Below are 13781 nucleotides of genomic sequence, written 5' to 3'. Positions count from 1 at the left end.
TTTAATAGTAAAAAATGGAATGTATTGACGCTGGTAGGGGATCTCAACAGTGCTTTTACTGGAAGCTGATATGATTGATCTTTTTTATAGATCATTAGCAGATTTTTATCAAGTCTTTATTCGATTTGGAACAGAATTACTAGTTTTTGATTTGAAAGTATCTACTATTGACTAATTTGGAGGTCATAATACCTTAACTGGTATCGGTAATTTTTTATTTTATTTGCGATTCCCTGGAATTTAATTGCAGTTTCGCTAAATTTATTTGCGATTCTCTAATTTTAATTGCGATTTTCAGATTTTATTTGCATTCCACTGTTCAATTGCAACAATTCATCATTTATATGCATAAAAGGACTCTTTATTTGCAAATTTTATAAGACTTATTTGCAGCTCAGATTAAACTCGCCACTACTATACATTTAATCGCTCTTGGATACCCTCTTTTTTATCTTAGAGAATATGAAAAAGGGCAAGGGTTCCCCTATCCCCCATGTTCCTACTATTCACTTGACGATTCCCTTAATTGTCTTAAATATATTTCTTCCTTTGAAATATATGAATCTTTCCCATTTAGCTAATAAGCCATTTCCATTTTCACCATTTTCAATCTGAATCGCGTGCTGTTTGTGAAACTCCGCAACTCGTTCATTATGTTTCGTATGGAAAGTGTTTAGACGCTTGTGAAGATTGTGTGCATGTTTGTTTTGTCCCATATGAATCCCCTCATTTCCTAAAGATATTATTTATTAACTTCCACAATACTTCTTTTTAAATACTTTTACCAATTTGATGAATCGGTATAAAGTAACATGTTATTATATATTGTAAAGGCATGTATTTTATGAAAAAAATCCTTTCATATTCCTCTAAACAAAGAGCAGGATTAATCATAATCGCTCCTAAGTTTTTTTTGTTTCAATAAAAAAATACTAATCATTTAATCCTTTTCCTTCGAGAATTTGATCAATATATTTTTCAACCCTAGACGTACGTGTTTTCGATTGTTTTGGTTGAGAAAAATAATAAATATAAGCTCTTTGACGTCCTGGCGTTAATGCTTCAAAAGCCGTTTTTAAGGCTGGGTTTTCATCTAATTTAAGTTGTAATTCTTCTGGGACTTCATAATCTGAAGTCTTTTTTAGTTCTACTTGCAAACCTGCTTTTTCCACTTCAATTGCTTCTTTAATATAGTCCTTCAAAACGCTTTCCATTTCTATTATTTCCTGAATATTGGTGAACCGAATCTGACGTGCTGATTGTACATTTTCTGTTTGTTGAATCAGAATGCCTTTTGGATCTTTTAACAACGCACCTTTGTGAAACAGAAGTGCACAATATTCTTTAAAACCATGAATTAAAACGATATTTTTATTATCAAGTGTGTAACAAGGATGCATCCATTTAAAATCTTCAGTCAGTTCACAGTCAATGACGATTTCTCTCAATTTATAAAATTCCTCTTGCCACTTTTTCGCTCTCAATAAAAACGCTTCAACTTTAGGATGCATATTATTATTTGTCATCGATAGACACCTCTCATTAATTCTTTCTACCACTTGTTTAGCATTACTTGAATATAAATTAACCTCAGAATTTTCATCTCAATAATATTATTAGTGCTTCATCAAAAATCTTCGCTTTAAATTTTACTATACATGTTTTTATAATACCACTCGTATCGGCTTATCCACTTTATTTCTTAGCTAGTTTGTTGACCAATTAGTTCCCTTCGAGATAATAATTTTAAGAACTTATTCTTTAAACGGATGCAAATTTCCTTCAAACAAAAAAAGAACAGGTCTAAGGTTTCCCTTATCCCTGCTCTTCATACACTTACTTCTTAGTGCTTAGTACTGATCCCAAGCAACAACTTCATCTAAAGTTAAACGAACTTTTTCGAAGCCTGCTTTGATTCCTTTACCAACTGAAATTAACATAACTGGTTTGAAGTTTGCTGGTACATTGAATGCTTCTACAAACTTCGCTTGGTCAAATCCACCCATTGGAACTGTATCTAAACCTTTTGCTTTTGCTGCAAGCATAAATTGCATTGAAACTAATCCACCATCAACCATAGCAACTTTTGTTGCAATTTCTTCTGGTAAACCACCGTAGTTTTTCACGATTGATCCTACGTAGAAGTCTTTCACTTCCTGAGTCATCATACCTTTTTCAACTAATTCATCATAAATGCGATCAGCATTTTTGTAAGCTTCTGTATCACCTAAAACAGCGATAACCGCAGAAGCATCCACAACTTGTTGTTGGTTATTAGCAATTGGTAATAATTTTTGTTTAGTATCTTGGTCTTTAATGACAAGGAATCTCCATGGCTGTAAATTTGAAGAAGATGGGGCTTGAACTGCAATTTCTAGTAACTCCTTAATTTCATCATCAGACATTTGAAAGCTTGGATCGTAGTGACGAACTGATCTTCTTTCCTTTGCTACAGTAAAGAAATCCGTACTGTCAAGTTCTTTTGGAGCTTCTTTACCAAAATCAATTTCGTTTACTTTATTTAAATACTCTTCTTTTTCAGATTTAACATTAGACATATTTAATCTCTCCTTAATTAACTGTATTATTTATAAATACAGTATATGACTTTAACTGTATAAAAGTCAACTACAGTTTATAAAAAAATAAAATCGAAACAACCTAGTTTCGATTTTATTTTACCCATTTTCCTTTGGTAATAAGTCTGAAATTGTTTTCTTTGCAAGACCTTCAACAAGCCAGCTTTCCATCTCATCTTTTAAATCATATAAAGCAGAACGTGTAGATGGCGCAAAACATTCCTTACTATTTACATCTAAAAAGCCTTTTGAATATGGATCTGATCTCATCGCATCATAAACATCTTTTAAAGTAATTTCATTAGCACCTCTGGCTAAATAATATCCACCATCTCGTCCTTCTTTAGCTGAAATAATGCCTGCTTTAACTAAATTAGCAAGAATTTTTCTTAAAAAAGTAGACTGTGCTTCAAGTTTTTGAGCTAATACTGCGCTTGGACAAATTCCGTCTTGCTCCGCTAAAACTAATAGAGATTGCAGTGCTAGTCCAAACCACTTCGTACTAGAAACCTTATCTTTCAAGATCATTCACCTCAGTTACTAGTCTAAACTATTTTTTGAAAAAGACAACCTTATCTAAATTATAAAGAGATAATGTTATAAAATGGTGAAAAAAATTAAGTGAAATAGCTAAGCCCTACGTCTTTCCAAATTGCAATAATATTTCGTAGTGATTTTAGTGACAATAAGCTTTGTAAATGATTATTTCTTTTGACATTTCACCATAGTAAATTTAAACGGAAGTTTACTTTCCATATTCTTATGTGGCTCAAGAATTTCCGAAACTTCGATCAGTCCATAGTTTCCAAATTCTTGTTTGATTGAGTCAGAACCATAAAAAAACATTTTTACACCTTCCATTATTTCGTAGTAGTCCTTATCTAACTGTTTGCCCTTTCCGAACATTGGAGCATCTTTTGAAATCGTAGTAAATACCATATAGCCATTTGGCTTTAACTGATTATAGCAATCTTTAATAAACTTCTCTCTCTCATGATTATTCAATAAGTGAATAAGTGCGTAACAAAATATACCGTCATACAGCTTTTGATCAAAAGGCATGTCGGTTACAGAACCATGAAAAATAGTAAAATTAATCCCATTTTGTCTTGCCAATTCAATCGCTGTTTTTGATATTTCAATACCTGTTACGTTTATTCCGTTGTCAGTAAAAATCTTTGCGTTTCTACCATATCCAATCCCAGGAATCAATACATCCTGAACTTTCTTTTCAAGGAAAAAGTCCTTTGTTAAAATTGCGGAGTCTGAAGGTTCATATCCCCACATCATTTGATTTTCTATAAAACTTGATTCCCAAAATTCTGTCATATCTAAATCCCCTTTCAAAATCATCCAATCTACTTACCTACTTGAGCTATACTATTGTGTTCAAAAAAAGAAAGACCCAAGGTCTTTCTTTTTTCATTACTATTTATGACGCATTGCTCTTAGCCATTTCTTTATCTGATAAACGTTCATTACCCATTAAGAAAATTGAAATCAATGCGAATCCTACAGGAACTAATGTCCAAAGGAATGTATGAGCAATTGATGTTGAAAACACGTCAGTAATTTTTGTCAGTATTGGTGCAGGAATCAATTTGGCAGCTTCAGGAGTAAAGGCTTGATTAATATTCGAAAAATCCTGTGGTGCGCCGCTTTTTGCAAATGCATCAGCAATTTTATCGGTAAATACATTTCGTTGAATAACACCAAAAACAGTAATACCAACCGTCATTCCTAAAGCACGAAGGAATGCGTTAGTTGAACTTGCCGAACCACGATTTTCATTATCAAAATGATGCATCGCAGACATACCAAGCACTGAGAATGATGCCCCTACGCCTAGTCCAACGATGACCATATAAACGATTACTTGGAATTTAGTCGTATCAGGAGTTAAAGTACCTAGGCAAATAATACCTGCTAACAGAAGCACAACTGATCCGACCATTATATTTCGATAACTAGTTTTATTCGCTAAAGCCCCACCAAATGAAGCAGAAATACTAACACTTACCATCATTGGTAATAAAACTAAACCAGAATTTGTAGCTGTTCCACCTTGAACAAACTGGATAAAGATTGGAATGTAAATTGTTGCAGCGATGAATGCCGCTCCATAAAATAATCCAACAAAGTTACTAGCAGCAAAAAGACGATATTTAAACATACTAAATGAAATAATCGGTTCAGCAGCTTTACGTTCAATAAATAAAAAGACAATAAGGAAAAAAGCAAATCCAGCAAATAATCCTAAGATTTGAACAGAATCCCAAGCGTATTCTTTTCCACCTAACTCAAGTGCAAACATTAAACAGACGATACTAATAACAAATGTTGTTGCACCCCACCAGTCGATTTGTTGCTTCGTGTGATTTTTTGACTCGATATAAAAATAACTAATTAGTCCAAGTGTTAAAAGTCCAAAAGGAATATTAATATAGAAAATATATCTCCAGTTAATATAATCTGTAATATAAGCGCCAATTAATGGTCCAAGAACACTTGATAATCCAAAAACGGCACCAAAAATACCGCTCATTTTACCACGCTTTTCAACAGGAAACACATCCCATATAATTGAAAAAGCAATTGGCATTAAAGCACTTCCACCAATACCTTGAATTGCACGGTAAATACTAAGCTGAATAATAGAGTTCGCTGTACCACAAAGAACTGAACCTAAAATGAATAATATAATTCCTAACATAAAAAATCTTTTTCTACCGTACATATCAGAAAGTTTACCGAAAATTGGCATACCAGCCATTTCTGTAACTAAGTAAGCCGATGTTACCCAAACAAATTTATCATAGCCACCTAAATCTTTTAAAATTGTAGGCATCGCCGTAGAAACAATTGTGTTGTCAAGGGAAGCGAAAAATATCCCAAGTAATAACGCAATCATAACAGGAACCAATTTAGTTTCCCTTTTTTGCATGACCATCTCTCCTTTAACATTTCAAGCATAAAATTTAATTTCAATTTTGTATTCATGGCCTAACTTAAGTATCTAACTGACTAAAAAACGCTTGTCTTTTGGGGCGCATAGCCTGATAAAGAGCTAAAGTTACCTTTGGCGATCATTAGCACAGCAGTCAAAATCAGTCTCTATTAATGTATAAAATAGCATTACTTAATAGACCTAAACCTATTCCAATTCCAAAACCAAGAAATCCTCCTACGACTAAATGTGATGTAAAATAACCTACACCTAAACCAATCGTTAAGCCTAAAATTACAAAAGCAGCATAAAAAATTCCTACAGCTTCCTCATGTCTCATAATATATAATCATTCCTTCCATACAATTTAACTTCACATAAAGTAATAAATGTCTCCATAAATACTTTATTTAATTTAAAGTTAATATAACATTGTTTCGTTACTTAAACAATATATAAATTTAAACTTATTGTTTTATTTTTATTAAAAACAGTACTTTATATGTAAAACATGCTACTTGTTCATTAACTTTATTGTATAAAAAGGAATATAACAACGTTACGCATAAAAACCAATCACAAAAAACAAAACATTGTTGTGTTACTCTGAATTTAAATCAATCGTTGCAAAAACCTTCAACTAGTCTGCTGCTTACTCATTATCATTTTATAACAAAGACCAAGTGCACTTATTAAGAAAAGCCAAGCCGCTAAATGAAACATAAATTGAATGTCAATTGATTCAAGCAAAGTTCCTACACCTATAATACAAATAGCTGTTACAAAAGATGTCCAAAATAAGTAACTTCTATAAAAATCAGATGAAGCGTTCATAAATAATTTCTTTTCAGCAATCTTGAATAACGCAGTAAATCCTCCAAATAAAACTTGCCCAATATAGACAATCTTTATATTATCGATCAAAGGCAGTGAAAAAAACAATAAACAGCAAAATATTGAATGGAATATCATTAATATAAATGGTGAAACCCGGTCAACGAATCGGCCACCAAAGTATACTACCACACTCAAACTTAATGAAAAAAGTCCATATAATAAACTAAATACGCCATACGCATCTCCTATATTCCTTAAGAAGAGAACATAATAAGGGAATACTAAAGAGCTACTAAATCCAATAATACTAAGTAATGCGATTAAAAAACGATTCATAGGATTACTCCCCATAATTTTCATAAAAAGTATTCATAAATACACTTTTTGGATCAAACTCTCTTTTCTTATTAAAAAAATCTTGCGTTTTTGGATATGCTGTAACCATTTGTTGCTTAGACTGATATGGATAATAAGGTAAATAATAAGTTCCTCGATGCTCCAAAGTTATATCAGTCCACTTTTGAATTACCTCCTTTGCATATTGAACAGAATCTTTATCTTTACCGTGTTGAATCAAAACAACGAAAGCAAACATATCATCTTTCGCATAATTCATGACTGTTTCATCATCTTTTTCAACGTAACGAATCGTTATATTTAATATATTTAAATTTTCATATTGTAAATATTCTCTAATATCATCAATGTAAAGAACAAATTCATTTACAGGTACAAAAAATTCCTGTAAAACTTGTGTATCTTGACGGTCATCGAATTCCATAAACTTACTTTCAGAACGCATGACATTATTACGAGTTTCATAGTTTCCATTTAGGGAATGAATAAAGCGATATTGAAAATCCCAAAAAAGATTTTTACCAATGTCCGAAGTTCTAGACATACCTAGTGCAAACTTCGGAAAAAAAGCAGAATGATCTTCCTTTAGCTCTTGATCTGAATCGGACATTTTACGGGATGTTGCCATATAATTAATTGCATAAACCTTATCTAAAAAGCTATCTGGTGCTACAGAAATTCTAGCAATATGCATTCTTGCATTTTGGTTTTCTAAAACGTTCTTGTTAAAATAATTTGGATACTTCTTATAGTCCATCGTTTTTGTTTCTATTTTATATAATTCATTATCCGTTAGTTGAAACTCTACTTCTAAAATAATTCCAAATAATCCATATCCACCTAATACATAAGGGAATAATTCTTTATTCTCAGTGCGGCTTACTTTAATTACTTTCCCTTCAGGCGTTAATAATGTAAACCAATTAACAGTACTAGCTAATGAGTGATTCCGAATGTCACGACCATGTGCGTTCACACTTAATGAACCACCTACTGAGAATATCTCTTGTGACTGAGTTACCTTTAATGCAAGATGAAAAGGATTAATCGCTTTTTGTATATCTCCCCACGTTGCACCACTTTGAACAATAACTGTCTTTTGAACAGGATCCACTTTTTCAACCTTATTAAATGTTTTTAAATCAATCACCACACCATCTTTATAATATGTATGACCACCTTGACTATGTCGCTCGCCTGCAATTGAAACTGTCTTCCCTTGTTTTTTTGCATCGATGACAATTTTCTTTAATTGATCTACTTCGTTTCCTTTGACAATACGATCAATTTTAGTAGGAAGAAGATGGCCAACATCATCAATCACTCCATGCTGTAATGGTGCAGGTTTATTCCACAGCGTATGTAAAACTGTCACAAACACGGTTAAGAGGAGTATTCCTACAAATATTCGTTTCCCCAAGTTCTTTTCCTCCTAATAGCAAAAACAAATTAAGCGTTAAAAAAAGACGTGCTTACACAAATGTATACACGTCTTCTTTTAACAATAAAGCTATATGATCATACTAAATATTTATTAACTAAACCAACCAATCATTCGATTTACATCTTTTTCATCTAAATGTCTTACCTGATAAGTACGGCCAAATTGGCTTGAAAGAATCGTAATGTATATAGATTTTAGTTTTACTCTTTTTTGAAGGAAACTTTGTTCACCGATCAATACTTGTATTCGCTCTTTTGGTAAAATCGCAGTTGTTCTTGAGAAATAACCAGACTGAACGATCACAGTTCGATCTAATAATGTATAGCCTGCATTTCTAAATCCTAATTCCCCAATAAATATACCGATTAAAACAATGCCATAAACCCAGAAGTGAATAAATGGAAGTAATACAATTCCACTTGCTATTAGAAGAAAAGTAATAATCATTCTTGAATAATACGTTTTTCGAGCTCTTTTTGGTGCTCGGTTTGATATTTCATCATAGTTAATAGAAGGAATAAAATTTTTTAAGAATAAGTGGACATCCTTCGTTTTAATAAATGGATGTAGAACATGTCTACCTTGTTCCTGCTTATCCCCCATGCCAACAGCTTCGACGTAAACTGTAGAATAGCCAAATAATTGACGAATGATCCCTTCTTTTATAACTACTCCTTGAATTCGTTTTAACGAAACCGTAAATTCATTTTTTTCGAATAACCCTCTTGTAATAATAATTCGCTCATCTCTTCTTTGGACAGTAAAGTTTGCAAATTTTAATATGTATCTAATGGTTGAAAAAATTAGGGAAAGTAATAAACTACCTAAAAATACAATAAAAAACATCATGTAAGTGAATGTTTGTATTTGATTATATATTGCCACATAAATACTATGTGGAAGTAAATCCTCGATTTGTGAAAATAATGATGCTAAAACGGCAAAAGCTAGTCCAACTTCAAAGGAAGTGATTCCAGCTAAAAAAAGCTTTCGCGTTTCAATTGTTAAACTTATATCAACTAATGGCACTGCTTGTACACTATTTTCCTCAGCTACAACCAAACCTACTTTTTTCTTTTTAGAGTTTAATACTTCATTTTTTAATGAAAGTGCCACTTCCTTAGGTATTGCATTTAATATACCTTCAGCTTTTTTTCCACCAGCTGTTTCAATTCGTACGCTCACCACATTAAAAAGCTGTTGAATAAATCCAGCATTAATTGAAAAAGACTGAATACGCTCTTTTTGAATAAACGTATTTTCGATTACAAACAATCCCGAACGAATTCTAAATTCATCTTCAGTTATATAGTAGGTAAATCGATACCATTTTATGATTGCTGAAGCAACTGGAAAAACGATCAGAACAACAGCAAACAAATATTGAAACATTGACCCTTTACCACCTGAAACTAAAAGTATAATAAGTGGTATTAGTACGTTTTTAATTTGCTCTAAAAATACGGTAAGTATATAAGCTGGATGTTGTCTTTTTGGCTCAAACATCGTCATCACTTATCCTTGCTAAGTAGATAATTTTATCTCTAAGCTTTTCTGCGACATGGTGTTCTAAGCCTTCAATTTCATGTGTGGTGGCTGCCGTGGAAATATTCACTGTAGATAAACCGTATCGACGTAGGATTGGTCCTACTTCTGTCGTAACGTGTTGAACTCTGACCATAGGAATAACAATTCGTTTAATAACAAATATTCCTTTTTGAATTTCTAACTCATTTTCATAAATCTCATATGCGGTATATTTCAATTTAAGTGTAGGTAAAAACAAAGTTAAAAAAATTATTAACGCTATAACGACACCTATAATAATCATTAAAATAAAGAAGGGAAGTGAAAAATGTCTCATAAGAAAATAATAGATAATTGGTAATGCAACTAGAGAGATACTCATTAATAGTGATGTAATTCTCCATACTGACCTCATTTTAGGTGATGGTCTTTGTGATGGATTTGCTCTCATTTAATCACCTTTTCTATCTCATTAATCTATCACTTACTATATCATACCATGAGACAAACTATTCACAAACCTCCTATTTATCGACAAAGCTAAAAAAGAGTAATTTTTTCAATAAAAATATTGATTAAGAAGTACTTAAAAATTAAAAAAAAGATGAAATTTTGGTACGTGAAATTTTATTAAATGGCAGATTCCCTTATTGAATATACCCTTTATTTTTCATTTGAAGTAGCCCCTAAATTTGATGGAATATAGTAATTGTTTCAATCAATAAAAAAGGATATCTCATAAGATTTAACTTGCATTGTCTTATGTGAAACCCTCTTTCAATTGATTTATTATATCCGCCACTATGGTAATTATAATGACAACATCTTGATCAAAGCAGTACTTAAGATTTTAACTCCGTTTGAAAGTGAATCTAGATTAAAGCTCATATTCGGATGATGCAAGCCTGGCTCCAAGTCTGTTCCTAAACCTACCATTGTTAATTGCAAATGAGGGAAATTTGTTTTGTAAAAATGGAAGTCCTCTCCTCCAGGAGTATTAACCGCTGGGGCCAAGCTTTCAACTCCAATCGCTTCCACGATAGCCGCTTTTACTACATCTTCCATAACGTGACTCTTTTCTGCAGCCACCATTTCTGCAATGGTTTCCATAGATACTTCTGCATGATTGGCCGTTCCAGCTGCAAAAACCGCTTGTTTAATATCTTTGATTAACTCTATCATTATCTCATTTCGTTCGGCTCGTACATCAATTCCGAACTCAGCAAAGTCTGGGATGATATTTACATTATCTCCACCGGCCTTTACCATTGTCACCTTTGCAGATGCAGAAACAGATGGGTCTACCTTTACCGCATTGACTGCTTGAATGATTGCTCCAAGGGAATCTACTACATTTATACCAAGATTCGGTCTAGCGCCGTGAGCCTGTTTCCCTTTGATGGTCCCTTTTAATAAAGTAGTAGCCCCATGATAGATGGCAGGTGCTGCTTCACCAAATTTCAATTCTTGAACAGGGCGCACATGAAGACCAAGTAACAGTTTCACGTCATTTAGAACCCCTTTTTCAATCATTGCTTTTGCACCTTTCCCAGTTTCCTCAGCTGGTTGAAAGATTATTTTTACTAGTCCTTTAGGTTCATAACCAATTTCCTTCAAACAAGTTATGGCAAAAAGGACCATGGTCATATGAGCGTCATGACCACAAGAATGATTCGCTTTCCATTCTCCATCCACTAGCTGCCACAAAGCGTCCATATCTGATCTTATCCCAATTGTTGGTCCTTCTTCTTTATTGCCCCAGTAACCAACGACACCTGTTATGTCCTCAAACGTTTCGTATGGAATATCCAATTTTTCTAATTGTTTACATAAGAACCTAGTTGTCTCAACCTCTTTCCAACTAATTTCAGCATGTTTATGAAGGTACTGGTAAGTGGATTTTATAGACTCGTCATGCTGAGAAACCCATGTATTTATCTCATTCATAAATGGCCAATCTCCCTTTTGCTAATTATTCTGGTAACCGTGATGTTACAAAATCTAGCATAGCTTCTAACCTTTCAATTCGCAGGGTAGGTTTCCCTACTTGAAGGAGTGCATGGCTTGAGTTCGGTATCCGTGCAAATTCAACCTCTCCTCCTCTGCGCTTAATTTGTGAATAAAACTGTTCAGCCTGTTCTATAGGACACCTCAAGTCGCTCTCATTATGAAGAAGCAAAAGTGGAGTATTCACATTTTCCACATAAGCAAGTGGGGAGCGTTTCCAAAGTAATTCTACATCCGTTTTCCCTTGAAATTCTACATCCATAAATTCAGGGGCGATATCACTAGTACCATACATCGACACCCAGTTAGAAATACAGCCTTCGGATACGGCAGCAAAAAATTGATTGGTATGAGTAATTAACCAATTCACCATAAATCCACCATAACTAATACCATTGACTGCCACCTTGTTTTTATCAAGAAAATCAAAACGACGTAAGGCCTCGTTTAACCCATTAAAAAGGTCCTTCATATCCTTCCCGCCATAATCACCACACACTGCGTTAGTAAAATCTTCACCAAACCCAGAAGTCCCTCGTGGATTAAGGTAGACAACAGCAAAACCATGTGCAGAGAATAGTTGCATTTGGTGAAAATAAGTATAGCCAAACGAAGAATGGGGACCACCATGAATATCTAATAATACAGGGTATTTTTTCCCTTCTTCAAAATTAGCTGGCTTAAGAACAAATCCTTGAACGTGCCAATCATCTTCTGAAAGATACGATAAGACTTCTGGTTTGACCACCTTTACCTCAGATAAAAAGGCATCATTGCAGTGATCAATTCGTACTTCATTTGTGGAAAAGGATGATACTTCTTGAATAGAAAGATCTTCTTTTGGTTCTCTCTTTTTATAATTGTATCCTGTATCTTTCTCAACATTAACCACAGCAATTTTTCCAGGGTGTTCAACAGACGAATACGCTATAACAAACGTTTGATCCCCATTATAGGAGAAATGAAAAATAGTTCTGTCTCCACCAACTACTATACGCCCTCTTCCATCTGAATCATCCACTGCAAAGCGGACAATTTCATTTCTCCCTTCACGAGTTCCGAGACCAAAAACATACTTTCCATTTTGGGACCACTGAGGTTTCAAAGGACTTTTTAGGAAGCGCATATCAGTAAAAATCATATCACTTAGCGTATCATGATATTGTTTGCTTAGACATCTTACCTCTCCTCCATCAGCCGGAATAAGGAGTAATTGAATTTGATTATGATGGTTTGAAAAATACGCAATCCACTTTCCATCAGGTGAATAAGATAGCGAATGCGCATTTGCTTTTGAATATACCAATTTTTCTTCTCCACCATGAACGGATATAGAGTAGATTCTTCGCCCATAGAGACCACTCTCCCCATCATTTAAAGAAGTAAAAGCAATATATTTTCCATCCGGTGAAATAGCAGGATCTGAGATATGATTTGGCCTATTCGTTAATTGTTTGAATTCCCCAGTTTTGACATTTATCGAAACAAGCTGGCGAGTGTATAAGTTTTGAAGACCAATCCCATCATTTTTGTAATAAAGCTGGTTGAAACTTTTCGAACCTTCGAGCCATTGCTTATTTCGAGCACTGATTTCATCACTGGCTTGAGCTTCAGTTATATTTTCATAAAACACTTCAACTTCTCCGTCTTGCGCCACTGGCACTAAACCATAAATCATATCACTATTTGGTGACCAAATAATTGAGCTAATACCATGTTTAAATTTAGTTAGACAGCTCTCTAGTCTTGAGTCTAACGATAACACCCAGATTTGCGAACCATAACTACGATTAGATAGGTAAGCAATAGTGTTGCCATTTGGCGACCATACAGGATGAGTATTTCTTGTTCCTTTAGTAGTTAGTTGCTGATCTGATGTTCCTTCTATATTAGCTAAGAACAAATGGGTTAAATAATCATTTCCACTCTGACAAGCAGTCGATTTTTCATAGATTACTTGTTTCCCATTAGGTGAAATCACGGGATTACTAGGCCATTCAAACCGATAAATATCTTCTGGTATTGTTAGTCTTAAACTCACGATTATCTCCTCCAAAGTGAAGAAAGTGAATCCAATTATCTG

The 13781-nt window shown here is 33.6% G+C and carries 14 protein-coding genes; 1 reads left to right on the top strand and 13 read right to left on the bottom strand.

Annotated features, from left to right (window positions below):
• The first annotated feature begins 49 nt into the window (after positions 1-49).
• Entirely contained in the window at positions 50-175 is a 126-nt protein-coding gene (locus tag EP747_RS25055) for a hypothetical protein (protein WP_268895568.1), read from the top strand.
• Between the two features lie 331 nt (positions 176-506).
• Here the strand turns inward: EP747_RS25055 and EP747_RS03740 are convergent, their stop codons facing one another.
• The 13 genes from EP747_RS03740 to EP747_RS03680 form a co-directional block, all read right to left on the bottom strand.
• Positions 507-716 carry a hypothetical protein gene (locus tag EP747_RS03740; RefSeq protein WP_129688584.1) on the bottom strand — a complete coding sequence of 70 codons (210 nt, stop codon included), beginning with the start codon at positions 714-716 and terminating at the stop codon, positions 507-509.
• Between the two features lie 216 nt (positions 717-932).
• Positions 933-1526, bottom strand: coding sequence for a YdeI/OmpD-associated family protein (locus EP747_RS03735; protein WP_129688583.1), 594 nt, complete (start codon positions 1524-1526; stop codon positions 933-935).
• A 324-nt stretch (positions 1527-1850) separates the two neighbouring features.
• On the bottom strand, positions 1851-2558 hold the full coding sequence (locus tag EP747_RS03730) for a nitroreductase family protein (protein WP_129688582.1): 708 nt from the start codon (positions 2556-2558) through the stop codon (positions 1851-1853).
• 120 nt (positions 2559-2678) lie between these two features.
• On the bottom strand, positions 2679-3101 hold the full coding sequence (locus EP747_RS03725; RefSeq protein WP_235832739.1) for an RrF2 family transcriptional regulator: 423 nt from the start codon (positions 3099-3101) through the stop codon (positions 2679-2681).
• 180 nt (positions 3102-3281) lie between these two features.
• Positions 3282-3908 carry a class I SAM-dependent methyltransferase gene (locus EP747_RS03720; RefSeq protein ID WP_129688581.1) on the bottom strand — a complete coding sequence of 209 codons (627 nt, stop codon included), beginning with the start codon at positions 3906-3908 and terminating at the stop codon, positions 3282-3284.
• 103 nt (positions 3909-4011) lie between these two features.
• A complete protein-coding gene (locus EP747_RS03715; protein ID WP_129688580.1) occupies positions 4012-5523 on the bottom strand; it encodes an MDR family MFS transporter in 1512 nt (503 codons plus the stop codon).
• A gap of 163 nt (positions 5524-5686) precedes the next feature.
• Entirely contained in the window at positions 5687-5866 is a 180-nt protein-coding gene (locus EP747_RS03710; protein WP_129688579.1) for a hypothetical protein, read from the bottom strand.
• 296 nt (positions 5867-6162) lie between these two features.
• Complete coding sequence (locus EP747_RS03705) at positions 6163-6699, bottom strand: hypothetical protein (RefSeq protein WP_129688578.1); 537 nt, start codon at positions 6697-6699, stop codon at positions 6163-6165.
• 4 nt (positions 6700-6703) lie between these two features.
• Entirely contained in the window at positions 6704-8140 is a 1437-nt protein-coding gene (locus EP747_RS03700; protein WP_129688577.1) for an FAD-binding oxidoreductase, read from the bottom strand.
• Positions 8141-8254: 114 nt separating this feature from the next.
• On the bottom strand, positions 8255-9670 hold the full coding sequence (locus tag EP747_RS03695; RefSeq protein ID WP_165346820.1) for a PH domain-containing protein: 1416 nt from the start codon (positions 9668-9670) through the stop codon (positions 8255-8257).
• Positions 9663-10142, bottom strand: a complete 480-nt coding sequence (locus EP747_RS03690) for a PH domain-containing protein (protein WP_129688575.1) — start codon at positions 10140-10142, stop codon at positions 9663-9665. Before EP747_RS03690 ends, EP747_RS03695 begins: the two co-directional genes overlap by 8 nt.
• A 359-nt stretch (positions 10143-10501) precedes the next feature.
• Entirely contained in the window at positions 10502-11638 is a 1137-nt protein-coding gene (locus EP747_RS03685) for a M20 peptidase aminoacylase family protein (RefSeq protein ID WP_129688574.1), read from the bottom strand.
• Between the two features lie 25 nt (positions 11639-11663).
• Positions 11664-13739 (bottom strand): alpha/beta hydrolase family protein, encoded by a 2076-nt coding sequence (locus EP747_RS03680; RefSeq protein WP_129688573.1) that lies wholly within the window; start codon positions 13737-13739, stop codon positions 11664-11666.
• Positions 13740-13781 lie beyond the last annotated feature (42 nt).

Source organism: Gottfriedia acidiceleris (genome assembly GCF_004138285.1).
Classification (GTDB): Bacteria; Bacillota; Bacilli; order Bacillales; family Bacillaceae_G; genus Gottfriedia; species Gottfriedia acidiceleris_A.
This window is presented reverse-complemented; position numbering and strand designations above follow the sequence as displayed.

Bases quoted from the DNA above. Each gene is read 5' to 3' on its own strand.
- EP747_RS03740 (WP_129688584.1), bottom strand. From the start codon at position 716: ATGGGACAAAACAAACATGCACACAATCTTCACAAGCGTCTAAACACT.
- EP747_RS03735 (WP_129688583.1), bottom strand. From the start codon at position 1,526: ATGACAAATAATAATATGCATCCTAAAGTTGAAGCGTTTTTATTGAGA.
- EP747_RS03730 (WP_129688582.1), bottom strand. From the start codon at position 2,558: ATGTCTAATGTTAAATCTGAAAAAGAAGAGTATTTAAATAAAGTAAAC.
- EP747_RS03720 (WP_129688581.1), bottom strand. From the start codon at position 3,908: ATGACAGAATTTTGGGAATCAAGTTTTATAGAAAATCAAATGATGTGG.
- EP747_RS03715 (WP_129688580.1), bottom strand. From the start codon at position 5,523: ATGCAAAAAAGGGAAACTAAATTGGTTCCTGTTATGATTGCGTTATTA.
- EP747_RS03710 (WP_129688579.1), bottom strand. From the start codon at position 5,866: ATGAGACATGAGGAAGCTGTAGGAATTTTTTATGCTGCTTTTGTAATT.
- EP747_RS03705 (WP_129688578.1), bottom strand. From the start codon at position 6,699: ATGAATCGTTTTTTAATCGCATTACTTAGTATTATTGGATTTAGTAGC.
- EP747_RS03695 (WP_165346820.1), bottom strand. From the start codon at position 9,670: ATGTTTGAGCCAAAAAGACAACATCCAGCTTATATACTTACCGTATTT.
- EP747_RS03690 (WP_129688575.1), bottom strand. From the start codon at position 10,142: ATGAGAGCAAATCCATCACAAAGACCATCACCTAAAATGAGGTCAGTA.
- EP747_RS03685 (WP_129688574.1), bottom strand. From the start codon at position 11,638: ATGAATGAGATAAATACATGGGTTTCTCAGCATGACGAGTCTATAAAA.